The organism is Pseudomonas sp. RGM 3321 (genome assembly GCF_022836805.1).
GTDB lineage: Bacteria > Pseudomonadota > Gammaproteobacteria > Pseudomonadales > Pseudomonadaceae > Aquipseudomonas.
Map to the genome: position 1 here is coordinate 1 of NZ_JALHBH010000096.1, position 14,903 is coordinate 14,903.

General features: G+C 57.3%; 17 protein-coding genes. 7 read left to right on the forward strand and 10 right to left on the reverse strand.

The genetic code is table 11. The features are described from left to right. Positions 1–181: 181 nt before the first annotated feature. The 6 genes from flgE to cynS all read right to left on the reverse strand — a co-directional run bounded on the left by flgE (position 182) and on the right by cynS (position 4,317). Entirely contained in the window at positions 182–1,507 is a 1,326-nt protein-coding gene (flgE, locus tag RGM3321_RS06125; protein WP_244392048.1) for a flagellar hook protein FlgE, read from the reverse strand. A gap of 25 nt (positions 1,508–1,532) precedes the next feature. After that, positions 1,533–2,219 (reverse strand): flagellar hook assembly protein FlgD, encoded by a 687-nt coding sequence (gene flgD / locus RGM3321_RS06130; RefSeq protein WP_244392049.1) that lies wholly within the window; start codon positions 2,217–2,219, stop codon positions 1,533–1,535. A gap of 15 nt (positions 2,220–2,234) precedes the next feature. After that, complete coding sequence (flgC, locus tag RGM3321_RS06135) at positions 2,235–2,675, reverse strand: flagellar basal body rod protein FlgC (RefSeq protein ID WP_002554316.1); 441 nt, start codon at positions 2,673–2,675, stop codon at positions 2,235–2,237. A 3-nt stretch (positions 2,676–2,678) separates the two neighbouring features. Then, positions 2,679–3,086: a flagellar basal body rod protein FlgB gene (gene flgB, locus RGM3321_RS06140; protein WP_003370068.1), complete on the reverse strand. Its 408-nt coding sequence runs from the start codon at positions 3,084–3,086 to the stop codon at positions 2,679–2,681. Between the two features lie 279 nt (positions 3,087–3,365). Then, positions 3,366–3,839: a nuclear transport factor 2 family protein gene (locus RGM3321_RS06145; RefSeq protein ID WP_244392050.1), complete on the reverse strand. Its 474-nt coding sequence runs from the start codon at positions 3,837–3,839 to the stop codon at positions 3,366–3,368. 10 nt (positions 3,840–3,849) lie between these two features. Beyond that, complete coding sequence (gene cynS / locus RGM3321_RS06150) at positions 3,850–4,317, reverse strand: cyanase (protein WP_244392051.1); 468 nt, start codon at positions 4,315–4,317, stop codon at positions 3,850–3,852. 73 nt (positions 4,318–4,390) lie between these two features. On the opposite strand from cynS, the gene cynR reads away from it, so the two are divergent. Then, positions 4,391–5,299 carry a transcriptional regulator CynR gene (gene cynR / locus RGM3321_RS06155; RefSeq protein WP_244392052.1) on the forward strand — a complete coding sequence of 303 codons (909 nt, stop codon included), beginning with the start codon at positions 4,391–4,393 and terminating at the stop codon, positions 5,297–5,299. Between the two features lie 98 nt (positions 5,300–5,397). Here cynR and cheR read toward each other — a convergent pair whose 3' ends face one another. Beyond that, positions 5,398–6,225: a protein-glutamate O-methyltransferase CheR gene (gene cheR, locus RGM3321_RS06160; protein WP_005744560.1), complete on the reverse strand. Its 828-nt coding sequence runs from the start codon at positions 6,223–6,225 to the stop codon at positions 5,398–5,400. 51 nt (positions 6,226–6,276) lie between these two features. After that, positions 6,277–7,203 (reverse strand): chemotaxis protein CheV, encoded by a 927-nt coding sequence (locus RGM3321_RS06165; protein WP_002554322.1) that lies wholly within the window; start codon positions 7,201–7,203, stop codon positions 6,277–6,279. 78 nt (positions 7,204–7,281) lie between these two features. On the opposite strand from RGM3321_RS06165, the gene flgA reads away from it, so the two are divergent. The 4 genes from flgA to RGM3321_RS06185 all read left to right on the forward strand — a co-directional run bounded on the left by flgA (position 7,282) and on the right by RGM3321_RS06185 (position 9,862). Further along, positions 7,282–8,040: a flagellar basal body P-ring formation chaperone FlgA gene (gene flgA, locus RGM3321_RS06170; protein WP_244392053.1), complete on the forward strand. Its 759-nt coding sequence runs from the start codon at positions 7,282–7,284 to the stop codon at positions 8,038–8,040. A 161-nt stretch (positions 8,041–8,201) separates the two neighbouring features. Continuing rightward, on the forward strand, positions 8,202–8,516 hold the full coding sequence (flgM, locus tag RGM3321_RS06175; RefSeq protein WP_244392054.1) for a flagellar biosynthesis anti-sigma factor FlgM: 315 nt from the start codon (positions 8,202–8,204) through the stop codon (positions 8,514–8,516). Between the two features lie 49 nt (positions 8,517–8,565). Then, positions 8,566–9,033: a flagellar protein FlgN gene (locus tag RGM3321_RS06180; RefSeq protein ID WP_002554325.1), complete on the forward strand. Its 468-nt coding sequence runs from the start codon at positions 8,566–8,568 to the stop codon at positions 9,031–9,033. Positions 9,034–9,115: 82 nt separating this feature from the next. Beyond that, positions 9,116–9,862: a flagellar brake protein gene (locus RGM3321_RS06185; protein ID WP_244392055.1), complete on the forward strand. Its 747-nt coding sequence runs from the start codon at positions 9,116–9,118 to the stop codon at positions 9,860–9,862. Between the two features lie 78 nt (positions 9,863–9,940). Here RGM3321_RS06185 and RGM3321_RS06190 read toward each other — a convergent pair whose 3' ends face one another. Beyond that, the gene (locus RGM3321_RS06190) at positions 9,941–11,350 is read right to left on the reverse strand and encodes an MFS transporter (RefSeq protein ID WP_244392056.1); all 1,410 of its coding nucleotides are present in this window, start codon (positions 11,348–11,350) and stop codon (positions 9,941–9,943) included. 54 nt (positions 11,351–11,404) lie between these two features. Further along, positions 11,405–12,646 carry a glutamine synthetase family protein gene (locus RGM3321_RS06195; RefSeq protein ID WP_244392144.1) on the reverse strand — a complete coding sequence of 414 codons (1,242 nt, stop codon included), beginning with the start codon at positions 12,644–12,646 and terminating at the stop codon, positions 11,405–11,407. Between the two features lie 391 nt (positions 12,647–13,037). Here RGM3321_RS06195 and vioA point away from each other — a divergent pair, with 391 nt between their 5' ends. Both vioA and RGM3321_RS06205 read left to right on the forward strand, forming a co-directional pair. Further along, complete coding sequence (gene vioA, locus RGM3321_RS06200; RefSeq protein WP_057402143.1) at positions 13,038–14,156, forward strand: dTDP-4-amino-4,6-dideoxy-D-glucose aminotransferase VioA; 1,119 nt, start codon at positions 13,038–13,040, stop codon at positions 14,154–14,156. Then, positions 14,156–14,881 (forward strand): class I SAM-dependent methyltransferase, encoded by a 726-nt coding sequence (locus RGM3321_RS06205; RefSeq protein ID WP_122258551.1) that lies wholly within the window; start codon positions 14,156–14,158, stop codon positions 14,879–14,881. Before vioA ends, RGM3321_RS06205 begins: the two co-directional genes overlap by 1 nt. Positions 14,882–14,903 lie beyond the last annotated feature (22 nt).

The window sequence follows — 14,903 nt, forward strand, 5'->3', positions numbered from 1 at the left end:
TCAACCTGGTCTACGACCGATAATTTAAAGGCTAGCGTGTAATCGCGTTGGCTGCGCCTTTTACCCGAATCCATTAAGTCCTCCTGAGGAAAGGTCAGAAGGTGTAAACCTTATTCAGGACGGGACAAACCAAAAAAAAAAAGCCCCTTCGAAAAGGGGCTTTATTTAACGTTCTACACTATCAAGTCATCTGAATAGTGGTTTGCATAATGGTGCTTTGAGTGGAGATAGTCTTGGCGTTCGCCTGATAGTTGCTCTGCGCCTTGATCAGGTTCACCAGCTCCATGGTCAGATCGACGTTGGACTCTTCCAGCGCCTGACCAGTGATGTAGCCGAGGGTACCCGATTGCGGCGTGCCGCTGACCGGTACGCCGGAAGCGAAGGTTTCACGCCAGTTGGTGCCACCTGCCTGCGCCAGGCCTTGCACGTTGGCAAAGTTGGTCAGCGAGGTCTGCCCGATCACCTGGGATTTGCCATTGGTGTAGGTGGCGAACAGGTTACCGGTTGCATCAACGCTCATCGCGCTGAGCTGGCCAGTGGCGTAGCCGTCCTGGTCCTGAGTGATCAGGCCCGAGACCGACGCGGTCTGGGTGATGCCGGCCATGTTCAGCTTGATGGAGGCACCCGTAGCGCCGTTCGCGCCCCAGCTGGTGGTCGTGCCGGTGCCGGACTGCACACCTGGTACCCAGTTGGCGACAGTAAATGTGCCATCAGTGTTGAACTTGATGTTCGCACTGTCGGTTGGTACGGCGCCCGGCGCTGCGACAACCAGATTACCCGATGAGTCGAATGTCAGGTCGTTCTTGTCGGCCGTAGTGGTGGTCGGGTCGGAAATGCTGCGACCGTCCATCAGCGAGTACATGGACCAGGTGTTGGTGCCGGTCTTGACGAAATACTGATCCAGCGTGTGCGCGTTACCCTGAGTGTCATAGGTCGGCGTGCTGTACTTCATGTTGTACGACTTGGTGTCAGTCGCATCAAACGTGGTGAGGGACGGCAAGGCAGTCGTCGAATTCAGGTTGGCAACGTTGGTAATGGCGGTAGTTGCCTTGGGCTGGAGATTGGACGAGTCCACGCGCAGGTCGCTCAATGCACCGGTCACCACACTGCCGTTGGCATCGACGTTGTAACCCTGCAACTTCATGCCGCTGCTGTTGACGACGTAGCCTTCCTTGTCGGTGTGGAATGCACCGGCACGGGTGTACAGCTTCTCGCCGTTATTGCTGAGCATGAAGAAACCGTTGCCGTTGATGGCAAGGTCAAGGCTGTTGGCTGTACCGGTAGTCAGGTTGCCCTGCGAGAACTGCTGGGAAACCGCTGCAGTTGTTACGCCGCTGCCCACGTTGGTCTGGCCGGAAGTGCCGCGAATCGATTGAGCGTACTGGTCAGCAAACTCCGCACGCGAAGACTTGAAGCCGGTGGTCGCAACGTTGGCAATGTTGTTGCCGGTAACGTCGAGACTCTTGTTTGCAGCATAGAGCCCACTAAGGCCGATATTGAAAGACATGTTTCACTCCTGCGCCTGGTAGGCTCTACAATCCGATGGTTTGAACTTTGGACAGGGCAACACTGCCGCTGGCCAGATTGAGCATTGTTTCTGCACCATTCACACCCAACGTAACGCTGTTGACCGTGGCAGGCAGGTAAGTCGAAAGCTGTGTGTTCTTGCCGTCAACCGAGCCTTCAGCCTTGAAGGTGTAGTTGCCCGACGCAAGCGCTGTACCGTCGCTGTCCTTGCCGTCCCAGGAAAAGCTGGTGGTGCCGACTTTCTGCGCGCCCAGCTCGACGGTGTCGACCAGGTTCGATTGCGAATCGTAAACCTTGATACTTGTCGCCGTAGTGGCGCTCGGAATAACGATCGAACCGGTCATACCCTTGGTGGTATCCACGGTGGTGGAGCTCGAATCGATGATCACCGAGCGACCCACCAGCGACGATGCCTGCAACGCCTGGGACGACTTGTAACTGGTGGCAATCGTGTCAACCGTCGACGTCAGGTTCTGCATGCTTTCAAGGCTGCTGAACTGCGCCAGTTGGGCCACGAACTGAGTATTGTCCTGTGGGTCCAGCGGGTTCTGATTCTTCATCTGCGTCACGAGCAGCTGCAGGAACGCGTCCTTGCCCAGCGTACCGGTGGAATTCGTCGCGGTCGGCGTCGGATTCTGCAGTGTGTTCAAGAACGTCGATGAGACGCTGCTTGCTGTGGTGTTATCGGCCATAACGTTCGCCTTCTATTACTGACCGAGGGTCAGAACCTTCTGCATCATGGATTTAGCGGTGTTCATGATTTCGGCGTTGGTCTGGAAAGACCGGCTGGCAGAAATCATGTCGGCCATTTCTTCCACGACATTGACGTTGGGGTAGTAGACATACCCGTCTTTGTCAGCGGAAGGATGATTGGGCTCGTAACGTGCTTCCAGGTTCGAGCTGTCTTCGATGATGCCGTTGACCTGAACGCCCTGCCCGGCTTCGCCCTGATCCTGGAACAGCGAACCGCCTGTGGACTGCTGACCCTGCATCACGGTGGCAAACACCGGGTGACGGGCGCGGTAGGTCTGGTCCATGCTCGAAGACACGGTCTCGGCGTTGGCGATGTTACTGGCCGTAGTGTTCAGACGCGTGGTCTGGGCACTCATGGCGCTACCGGCAATGTTGAACACATTGGCTAGTGACATGAATTATTCTCCGCGAAGGGCTGCAACCAGCCCCTTGAACTTGCTGTTGAGCAATGTGAAGCTGGCCTGGAAGCCCATGGCGTTCTCGGTGTAGCTGGCCTGCTCGACCTGGGAATCGACGGTGTTCTGGTCCAGCGAAGGCTGGGACGGGGTGCGATACATCAGCGTCCCGTCATCATTGCCCATGCCTTCGGCTTCGATATGGCGGCTGTTGGTCTTGTTCAGCGCGAAATGACCGTTCTGCACCTTGTCGTTTTCGGCAGCCAGCACCGACGAGAAGTCCAGATCGCGAGCCTTGAAGTTCGGGGTATCGGCGTTGGAGATGTTGTTGGCCAACACCTCTGCACGCTGAGCCCGGAAGTTCAGAGCCTTTTCATGTATGCCTAGCGCTTTATCGAAGCTGATGCTCATTTCGGGAAACCTTTGCCGGTTGACCTGATTCTGTTGTTACTGACAAAGCAATCGGCGTGCCATGTTGCAAAAGCCAATGATTGCGGGGGCCGCAGGCAGCGGCGAGGCGGCAATGCCAGAAAAGCGGCAAGGCATTTCCGCTGCGGGAGGAGAAAGCGGCAAGCGGGGTGCCGTTTTTTTGCCAGTATCGGCTTGCCGCCTGACAATGGCGGCACTTCATTACTGCCTCATTCGGACACCCAATAAAAAAGAGACCCGAAGGTCTCTTTGACGACTGAATCAGAGGCCAAGCTCACTCAACCCAGGGTGGTCATCAGGTCGGCGTCCCAATGGCCAATGGTATTTGCGCTCGGACTCGGCGATCGGCAAATCGTTGATGCAGGCAAAGCGCCGTTGCATGAGGCCGTTTGCAGCGAACTCCCAGTTTTCATTGCCATACGAACGGAACCAGTTGCTGGAGTCGTCATGCCATTCGTAGGCATAGCGCACCGCGATGCGGTTGTCCGTGAATGCCCAGAGCTCCTTGATCAGCCGGTAGTCCAGTTCCTTGCGCCACTTGCGCTCCAGAAAGGCCTGAGCCTCTGCGCGGCCATTGATGAACTCGCTGCGGTTACGCCAGTAGGTGTCTTCGGTATAGGCCAGCGCGACTTTCGCCGCATCACGCGAATTCCAGCCATCCTCGGCGCCACGCACTTTCTGGACTGCAGTCTCCAGGGTGAAGGGTGGAAATGGCGGTCTTCCTTTATCACTCATCTCAGCGTCCTCAGAACGGTTTATAGGGCAGAAATTTTCCATCAAGGGTTATCACGGCTCGCTCGCCCCCTTCCGGATCTTCAACTTTCTTGATGTCGAGCTTGAAGTTGATTGCGCTGATAATGCCGTCGCCGAACTGCTCATGCACCAGCGCCTTCAGCGTTGTGCCGTAGACCTGAACCATTTCCTGGAAGCGATAGATGGTCGGGTCACTGGAGACGTCTTCGACATTGCCGCGCAACGGGATGGTTTGCAGTTCGGCCACCGCGTCCCTGTCCAGCCCGAGACGCTCGCAGACTACCTCGGCCACCGCTTCCGGCAATGGGTGCTGACCGAGCAATGCAGCCGTGACATACACCACGCTCAACCCCGTACCTTCTGCAAGCCCCGACCAGGTCAGGTTCTTTGCGGTCTTGGCCTGCAGCACACGCTCAGTCAGATGCTGGCGCGGCGCTCTGGAAATATTGCTGTGCGGCATAGGTAACCCTCCGAAATGAATTCACGTCAATCACAGCATCGGCAACTATCACCATAAGATCCAAGACTGATTTATGATCATCGCCATAATCCTGCCTTATGGTGATGTCGTGCTGTTGCGCCATATACGTTATTTGCTGGCAGTCGCCGACCATGGCAATTTCACCCGGGCGGCCGAGGCCCTGCATGTCTCGCAACCGGCGTTATCGCAACAGATCAGGCAACTGGAAAGCAGCCTGGGTGTACAACTGTTCGACCGCACCCGCCGCAGCGTCGTGCCGACCGATGCTGGCCGCGTGTATCTGGACCATGCGCGTCGCTGCCTGCTTGAGCTGGAGGCCGGGAAGCGTGCGCTCAACGATGTCAGCGACCTGTCACGCGGACAATTGCGCCTCGGCGTCACGCCAACCTTCAGTGAATACCTGATAGCGCCGCTGATCGACCGCTTCAGCGCGCTGTATCCCGGCGTGGCAATCATCCTCACGGAGCTGCCTCTGGAGCAGATCACCGAGGCATTGATCAGTGACGCGCTCGATCTGGCCATCGGTTTTGCCGGCAGTCATGCCGTCGAGATAGACAGCCAGCCTCTGTTCGATGAACAGCTGTGCCTGGTCATGGCCAAGTCTGCCCCCGAAAAACAGGCCGCGCTGACACTTGAGGACCTGCAAACGCTTCGCTTTGCCTTGCTCGCCCCCGGATTCGCCACTCGCCGGCTGCTGGATGCCTGGTGCCAGATGCAGAATTTCAAGCCTACGGTCGGCCTGGAGGCGAACTCGATCGCCATTTTGCTCAAGGTCGTTGCCCAGGGGCGTATGGCGACCATTCTTCCCGATGCCATCGTTCACGAGCAGCCCGGATTGCGCGAAGTTCAGACGATCCCTGCCCTGCCTGGGCGGACGGTTGCGCTGCTGCGGCGTAAAAACGGCTACCAGAGCGCCGCCGCCAAAGCTTTTGCCAAACTGGTGAGCGATATCCGAACGTAAACATGAAACCGATGGGCAGACGATCGAAGCTGTTTTCAGCCGAGCACAAAAAAGAGACCCGAAGGTCTCTTTTTTCATCGCAGGCAACTGACAGACCGTCACTTGGCCTTATAGATGATCCCGGGGCTGCACTGAACCATCTGATAGTGATCCGGCAAACCATTAAGCGCTTCGGAAGCCCCCAGAAACAGGTAACCGCCTGGCTTGAGCGTACCGTGGATACGCAGCAGGATGTCCTTCTTCACTTCAGCGGAGAAGTAGATCAATACGTTGCGGCAGAACACGATGTCGAACTTGCCCAGCGAGGCGTAGCTGTCGAGCAGGTTGAACGAGCGGAACTCCACACGGCTCTTGATCGGCGTCTTGACGACCCAGCGACCCGGACTTTTTACATCGAAGAAACGCTGCAGACGATCCGGCGACAAGCCACGGCCGATAGCCAGACTGTCGTACTCGCCGGTCTTGCAGTTGTTAAGCATTGCGCCAGACAAATCGGTGGCAACAATCTGCACGCCCGATTTGAGCTGGCCCTGATTGGCGCGCTCGAACTCATCAATCGACATCGACAGCGAGTACGGTTCCTGGCCCGATGAACAGGCCGCCGACCAGATGCGCAGTCGCTGACCAGGGCTGGCCTTGATCTGCTCGGGCAGCACTTTGTTCTTCAGCACTTCGAACGGATAGGTATCGCGAAACCACAGGGTTTCGTTGGTGGTCATCGCATCGACAACCTGTTCGCGCAACCCGCTGCGCGGCTGGGTCTGGATGCGCTGAACCAACTCGCCAAGCGACTTGATGCTTTGCTGCTCCATCAGTTTGTTGAGGCGGCTGGACACCAGATACTGCTTGTTTTCCCCAAGCAAGATGCCACAGGCTTTTTCCAGAAATACCCGGAACTGATCAAAATCCAAATTACCCGTAGACAAGGTGCCGCCTCTCAAATCATGTGAATCACCGGGGACGACGCCCCCGGCTGGTTATTCTGCTGCCTTGATCCGCGCAACAACCCTGGCCGCAAGATCATCAGGCCGGAATTTCGCGAGAAAATCATCAGCGCCGACTTTCTTGACCATCGCCTGGTTGAATACCCCGGACAGAGAGGTATGCAAGGTGATGTGCATCTTCTGCATACGCGGGTCATTACGTATCGCAGCTGTAAGGGTATAGCCATCCATCTCCGGCATTTCAATGTCGGAGATCATCATCAGGAACTCTTCTTCCGGTTTTTTACCCTCTTCGACCATTTTGCGCAGGTAATCCAGCGCTTGACGGCCATCGTTCAGGGCAACCACTTCCACACCGACGGTTTCCAGGCAGCGGCTGACCTGCTTGCGGGCCACCGACGAGTCATCGACCGTCAGCACACGCAGCGAAATCGCCTTGTGCTGAACCTCGGCATCAATCACACCGACCGACACTTCTTCGGAAATAGGTGCGACTTCGGCAAGAATCTTCTCGACGTCGATAATTTCCACCAACTGATTATCAACCCGGGTGACCGCGGTCAGGTAATGATCGCGCCCGGTGCCTTTGGGTGGTGGATGAATCTCTTCCCAGTTCATGTTGACGATGCGTTCTACAGAATGCACCAGAAAACCCTGAACCTTGGTGTTGTACTCGGTAATGATGACGAAGGAGTTGACCAGAGAAATCATGCCCGTGGAACCCGTCGCCATCGCCAGATCCATAATCGGGATCGTGCCGCCACGGATATTGGCCACACCCCTGACGATCTTGCTCGATTTGGGCATGATGGTGAGTTTCGGGCATTGCAGTACTTCTTTTACCTTGAAAACGTTGATCCCGTAGAGCTGCTTACCGTCGAGACGGAACAAGAGCAGCTCCAGGCGATTCTGACCCACCAGCTGAGTTCGCTGGTTTACCGAATCCATTACACCTGCCATGCCGAACCCCCTTACCAAAATGACCGCCGCCCAGACACTAGATCAACAAGCGGCACGGGCTTTGCTATTTATTACCTCATGAACGCAAAGACGACAATTTCTCGACACCTCGCATTAGAAACCCGCAGGCTTCTGTGCGCAATCGCTCTGCTGTGCCTTTGTGGCACGGTGAGCCTAGCTCGCGCAGAGAATTTCACACTGCCTGAACAGCTTATCGGCGTCACCCAAGGGTTTCTTGAGTTCACAGTAGAAGACTATTTGGCAACCAACCAGATTGACGGGCGTCATGACATACAGGTTAAGCAGCTCGACCCGCGTTTACGGATGGGTGCCTGTGACAAGGATTTGACAGCCACACTGGAAAGCCCGCGCACGGTCGGTCGGGTTACGGTGCGGGTACGCTGCGAAGGCTCTTCGCCCTGGACAGTATTTGTGCCGGCCCAGGTGCTGCTGTATCGCAACGTTGTGACCGTGATGCGCCCGCTGAAACGCGATGCCATCGTTACTGAAGAAGACGTTGCGCTGCGTGAGCGCGACGTGAGCAGTCTGGGTCAAGGATTCCTGGCCTCTCTTGATCAGGCCGTCGGTCAAAAGGTTGTCCGACAAATGGTCATCGACCAGGTCGTTACCCCGGTGGCACTGGAACAGCCCCAAATGATTCACAAGGGCGATCAGGTGGTCATCATCGCCCGCAGCGGTTCGCTGGCGGTGCGCATGCCCGGTGAAGCGATGTCCGACGGAGGTTTCAACGAACAGATACGGGTGAAAAACCTTAATTCCCAGCGGGTGATCAAAGCGAATGTCACCGGCCCAGGGCAGGTGGAAGTGGCCATGTAATGCATTGATGCTGGCGCACAGGGTGTGTTTTTTTTAGACTGCGGGGAATATCCGACGGTGAAAAGCGTCTATTGGGAAGCTTTCTCACAATCGGCCTAAAGTTTAATCGGGGTTGGCCGAAAACAAGGCAAGCGTCCAAACACCCAGAGGTTTTTTCAATCATGGTCATAGATTTCAGTCGCCTTAACAATTCACAGCCTGTCGCCAGTACAACACGTACCAGCGCCAGTAAAGACACCGTCAAAACCGATGCTACAGCCCCTGCAGCCACCGCAGGTGTCAAAAGCACCGGGGAAACTTTTTCTTTGAGCAGTGAGGCTCAACAGTTGCAGAAAATCACGGACAAGCTGACCGATCTGCCAACCGTCAATAGTGCTCGCGTTGCCGAGCTCAAGCAGGCCATCGCCGACGGTAGTTACACAGTGGACAGCAACCGTGTCGCCAGCAAGCTGTTGAATTTCGAAACCCAACGCTAAGCCAAGGCTGGCGCTGGATATTCTGGACGCTTAAAAACCAGAGCATGCGATGCAAGACACTACTTTGCTGCAGATGATCACTGACGACATGGTTTCGGCCCGACAGCTTCTAGAGCTGCTGCAGGCCGAATCCCTGATTCTTCACGGCCGCGACATGGGCGAGATGGAGCAGGTGCTGGCGCAGAAACAGGCGCTGGTCATTCTTCTCGATCAACATGGTCGCAAACGTAGCCAAGTGCTTGCGGGCATGGGGCTGCCAGCCAATCGCAGTGGTCTCCAGCAACTGGCCAGCCAGTCGGATGTCGGCGAGCAATTGCTGATGGCCGGTGATGAACTGAATGCGTTGATCAATGAATGCCAGACGCTGAACGAGCAGAATGGTAGTCTGATTCAGCTGCAACAGATCAGCACCGCTCATCAGCTTCGCATACTGAACGGCGGTGAGACGCCCACGCTCTACGACAGTCGCGGGTCAACTGCGCTTAGAGCAAAACCACGCCCTCTGAGTCAGGCGTAACTTCCTGTATCAAGGTTTCGTGCGTAGTGGCAGAATGCCTGTTGTTGCGTTGCCGTAGTATTTTGCCTGGAGATTCAAGAACGTGAATGGCTCAAGCGCGGACGATGCTCCGCAGCCCCCGAAGGTCCTCAACACACCTTTGGAAATTGCCGCTAACCTGCGGTTGCTACTCGAGAGTCATGATCCTCTGATCATTACCTTCCATGAACGTGCCCAACGCTTTCAGAGCTACCTGCTTGAAGTCGACCGTGACAGCAACCTCATGGCGCTCGACGAAATGATCCCCCGCGATGGCGAACGCTTTTTAAGTAATGGCGAGTCTTTCCGCGTCGAAGGTTTTCACGACGGCGTGCGTATCGCCTGGGAAAGCTCATCGCAGATGGAGATTGTCGATACCAACGGGCAGCGCCTGTACCGCGGGCCGATGCCTGAAGAGGTGATTTACCACCAGCGGCGCAACGCATTTCGTGCAGCGCTGAAGCTGGCACAGCTGGTCGACATCGAGATCGGCGGCGACCGTTTGAAATCCCCTCTGACCGGCAAACTGCTGGATATATCTGCGACCGGTTGCAAACTGCGCTTTGAAGGCGATGTGTCCGAGCGCATGCAGTTGGGCCAAGTATACGAACGCTTTATTGCGAAGTTGCCATTCGGAGCAATGACAGCTCCTGTCGAGCTGCGCTATTTGCACTTTGAAGAAAGATTTCACACCACCTTTGCCGGCGTGCGCTTCCACAACATGAGTGGGCTTGTGCAGCGTCAGGTCGAGCGTTTCGTCTATCAGTTGCAGCGTGAAGCTCGCCGCTTCGACAAAGACGACGACTTCTGACACCCGCTTCTGCTTACCGGTGATTGCGGCAACCTGCCGCAATCACATCGCAATCCCCCGCTCTGCACCGCTCTACACTCAAGCCTTCCACGTCTCGCTTTCACGCTCGCGTTCGTGCTCTTCAGCTTCGGCTGTTTCCGTGCCCGCGAGCGGCTCGGCCTGCACCTCGCTTTCTGCGTCGGCGTCGGCCACCACTTCAGACTCAGGTTCCGGTTCCGGCTCGACGGTGGTCTGCATCTGCTCCTGAACCACCTGCTCATCGACACGCGGGTCAAGTGCAACCACCAACGGCGAACTGGACATGCTGTCCGGCATCGCGACGTGATGCAGCGGTGCGTTTTCGACCTGGTGCAAATGGGTAACGGCCTTGGGTCTGATCAGCAGCACCAGAATCACCCCGGCACCACAGACAAACGCATACAGCATGTGGCCGCCAAACAGCTTCATTACCACGCCAGCAGCCAACGGGCCGATACTCGCACCGATGCCATAGGTCATCAGCAACATGGCCGTCAGCGACACCCGGCGTTCGGCCTCGACGTGGTCATTGGCAAATGCCACCGCCAGTGGATAGAGGCAGAACTGCATCAGCGAGGCCAGAAAACCGACGCCGAACAGGACCTCGACCGGCACACTCGGAAACACCGCCAGCGGCAATGACGCCACCACCAGTGCAGCGGCAAAGATGCGCATCAGTACGGATCGGTCATAGCGGTCGGACAGCAGACCCAATGGCCACTGCACCAGAAACCCGGCCAGAATGCAGCAGCCCATGAACAGGCCGACCTGCTCGGTGGACAGCCCCTGTTCGGCGGCGTAAACCGGTGCCAGACCATAGAACGAACCGATGATCAACCCGGCACCCAGCACCGCCGTCAGCGACTGCGGCACACGCTTCATGAAGAAACGCGGCTCCAGCGGTGCCGGGTGCAATGGTGCCGGGTGAATCGCCCGGGTCATGGCGACCGGCACCAGACACAGCGCGAAGCACAACGCCACCAGCATCAGCAGCTCAGGGCCCAATTGCGGGTGGACCACCAGTACCAGTTGCCCCAGCACCAGCCCCAGATAGGACGCAATCATGTAACCGCTGAACACCATGCCGCGCTGCTTGGCGGCGGCCTGCTCGTTCAGCCAGCTCTCGATGACCATGTATTGGCACATCATGCCCAGACCGACAATCACCCGCAGTACCAGCCAGGCGGGCAGCCAACTGATCAGGCCATGCCCGAGCACCGCCGCACCGACAATACCGGCGCAGGTGGCATAGGCCCGAATATGACCGACACGGCCGATCAGGCGGTGACCGATCTTGCCCCCCAGGACCAGACCGAAATAGTTGGCGGCCATCAGTGCACCGACCCACAGGCTGTCGACCTGATCGGCCGCAAGGCGCAGGGCCAGATAAGTGCTCAGCAGACCTGAGCCGATCAACATCATCAACGAGGCAAAATAAAGCGCTCGAAAGGACTTCCAGATTTGGCGCATCAACTTTCCAAAAATAGGGAGTCGCCCGACTGGACGAGCCCGACACTGCGATTCTTAAACCTGAGCAGCCAGAACGCGCCGTTCCCAGGGGGTTATCTCGTCAAAAAAGCTGGTCAGTTCCAGGGTCTTCGACGCGATGTAGCCTTCGATGAATTCATGACCAAACAGTTCCTTGGCCAACTGACTGCTTTTCAGACGCTCCAGAGCGGCGTGCAGGGTACACGGCAATGACAATTCTTCCGGCACCTCAATCTCGCCTTGCATGGGCGGGGTGGGTTCCAGCCTTAGCTCGATGCCATGCAGCCCGGCCGCCAGGCTTGCGGCGATGGCCAGATAAGGATTGGCGTCAGCACCTGGCAAACGGTTCTCCACCCGCCGAGCCGCCGCTGCACTCGACGGGATGCGCAGGCCGGCAGCGCGATTATCGTAGGACCAGCAGGCGTTATTGGGCGAAGCATAGGGGTGGTACAGGCGCTGATAGGAATTCACGTTGGGCGCGAACAGCGCGGTGAAGTCAGCCATGCAGACCTGCTGCCCCGCGATAAAGTGACGAAACGTGTCAGTCGGCTGGCCATCTGTGTCACTGAATACGTTTATCCCGGAGTCTGTTGCCACCACGCTCTGATGAATATGCATCGAACTGCCCGCCGTGTGAGCGAGCGGCTTGGCCATGCAGACCACAATCAGCCCGTGCTTGAGCGCGACTTCCCTGAGCAGGTACTTGAACAGAAAGGTCTGGTCGGCGAGCACTAGCGGGTCGCCATGCAGCAGGTTGATCTCGAACTGACTGACGCCCATTTCGTGCATCACCGTGTCCCGCGGCAGACCCAACGCCGCCATGCAGGCGTATACCTCGGCAAAAAAAGGCCGCAAGCCATTGTTGGAGCTGATACTGAACGCTGAATGCCCCTGCTCGCGTCGTCCGTCCAGCCCTGTCGGCGGCACGAACGGATACAGCGGCTGGGGGTTGGGCGCAAAGACAAAGAACTCGAGTTCGGTGGCCACAACCGGTGCCAGCCCCCGCGCGGCGTAGCGGGCGATGACGGCCTTGAGCTGGCTGCGCGTCGAGAGCATGCAACGCTCGCCGCTCAACTCCTCGGCATCGCAGATGGCCAGGGCGCGCGGTTGCTCGCTCCAGGGCAGACGATGGACCTGCTGCGGATCGCTGAGCAGCGCGAGGTCGCCATCATCGCTACCGTAAAACCGCGACGGCGGGTACCCGCCCATGATGCATTGCAGCAACACACCCCGCGCGAGCTGCAATCGCCTGCCCTGCAGAAAACCGGCAGCGGTCATCACCTTGCCGCGTGGCACGCCGTTCAGGTCCGGGGTCACACACTCCACTTCATCAATGCCCATCAGCAGCTGTGCCAGCGGATGGGGGTCATTGCGTGTCATGGTTCATTCCTTTGTCATTGGGCCAGGCCGCTCGGCGGCAACCCGTACAAAATACGCAGCGGGCGTTCGGGATATCAAGCACTGAAACGACTTCGTGAGAATGATCGCAACTCTACCTGAACCTCGACCTCATCCGGCAAAGGCGGTCTTGGCCGGGTTCTTGCTGTGTACCCCGATCACAACAGTTCGACTGTCATTTTTATGTCAATGGCAACGCCCTTGCCGGAAGCCCTTGAAGCAGATGCCCTTTCGAACAGCAATCGGATAAAACACGAGCAGAGAACCCTCCATGAGCGCACCGATTCCCGTAACTCGTCCTCTGTTACCGCCTCTGGAGGAGTTCATTCCCTACCTTGAACACATATGGGAAAGCCGCCAGCTCACCAATGGTGGTCCGTTTCACCAGCAGCTTGAAAAGGAGCTGGCCGAGTACCTGGGCGTGCAGCATCTCTCGCTGTTTTCCAATGGCACGCTGGCGCTGATGACAGCTATTCAGGCGCTGCGCATCAAGGGCGAAGTCATCACCACGCCCTACTCATTCGTGGCGACCGCCCATTCGCTGCTCTGGAACAGCCTGACGCCGGTGTTTGTCGACATCGACCCGGGTACTTACAACCTGGACCCGGAGCGCATCGAGGAAGCCATCACCCCGGCAACCACCGCGATCATGCCCGTACACTGCTACGGCATCCCGTGTGACGTCGACCGCATTCAGCAGATTGCCGATCGCTATGGCCTGAAGGTCATCTACGATGCCGCCCATGCGTTCGGTGTACAGCATCGCGGGCAAAGCCTGCTGAATCACGGGGATCTGTCGGTGCTGAGCTTTCACGCCACCAAGGTGTTCAACACCTTCGAAGGCGGGGCCATCATCAGTCCGGATGCCAAGACCAAGCAACGTATCGACTACCTGAAAAACTTCGGCTTTGCTGACGAAGTGACCGTGGTAGCGCCGGGAATCAACGGCAAGATGAGTGAGATCAACGCTGCGTTCGGTCTGCTTCAGTTGAAGTACATCGACGAAGCGCTCTTGAAACGGCAACGTATCGATGAACGCTATCGCGATGCACTGGCAACGGTGCCGGGGCTGAAAATTCTCTGGAAAAGCACCGAAAAACACAATTACTCGTACTTCCCGGTGCTGGTCACCGAAGACTTCGCGATTTCCCGCGATGACCTTTATCAGCGGTTCCGCGACCACAACATTCTGGCGCGCCGTTACTTTTACCCGCTCATTTCCACATTCCCGATGTACAGGGGCCTTGACTCGGCAAAACCCGATCGCCTGCGTGTCGCGACCGGCCTGTCCAGTCAGATCCTGTGCCTGCCGATCTACGACAGCCTGACGGATGAAGCCTTCGACAGCATCATTGATGTGATCGTCAAAGCCAGTAAAGAGAACTGCTAATGCGAACGTGCCCGGTCTGCTCCTGTCGTTTCCCGAACTTCTATCCGCTGGGTAGAAGCCATCTGGAAATCCTCCACCGCCTGAACGTCCACTACTGCATCGAAGACTTCGAAACCCTTAACGTCGGGCAATACAGCTGCCCCGAGTGCATGGCGTCGGACCGTGACCGGCTTTACGCGCTGTTTGCCATGAACATGCTCGACAACCCGCCGGGCAAACCGTTGCGCATCCTCGATATCGCGCCGGCAGTGGTGCTCTCGAAGTTTCTGCGCAGCCTGCCCAACGCCCGATATCGCTCGGCCGATCTGTTCTCGCCGCTGGCTGATGACGTGGTCGACATCATGGACATGCACATGTATGCCGACGAGTCCTTCGATTTCATCGTGTGCTCGCACGTACTTGAGCACGTACCTGATGACCGCAAGGCCATGTCCGAACTGTTTCGGGTACTGGCCAAAGGCGGCTCTGCCATCCTGATGGTGCCGATTCTGCTGACCGCCACCGAAACCGAAGAAGACCCGGACGAGCCAAGCGTCGATGAGCGCTGGGCGCGCTTCGGCCAGGACGATCATGTGCGGATGTATGCCAGGCAAGACTTCCAGTCCCGTTTGACGCAGGCCGGTTTCGACGTGAAGGCCCTCGGCTCGCAGGCATTCGGTGAAGGCGTCTTCAAGCAGCACGGCATTACGGAACAGTCAGTTTTGTATATAGGCCGAAAAAGCTGAAAACGACTGCAGATCATGGACG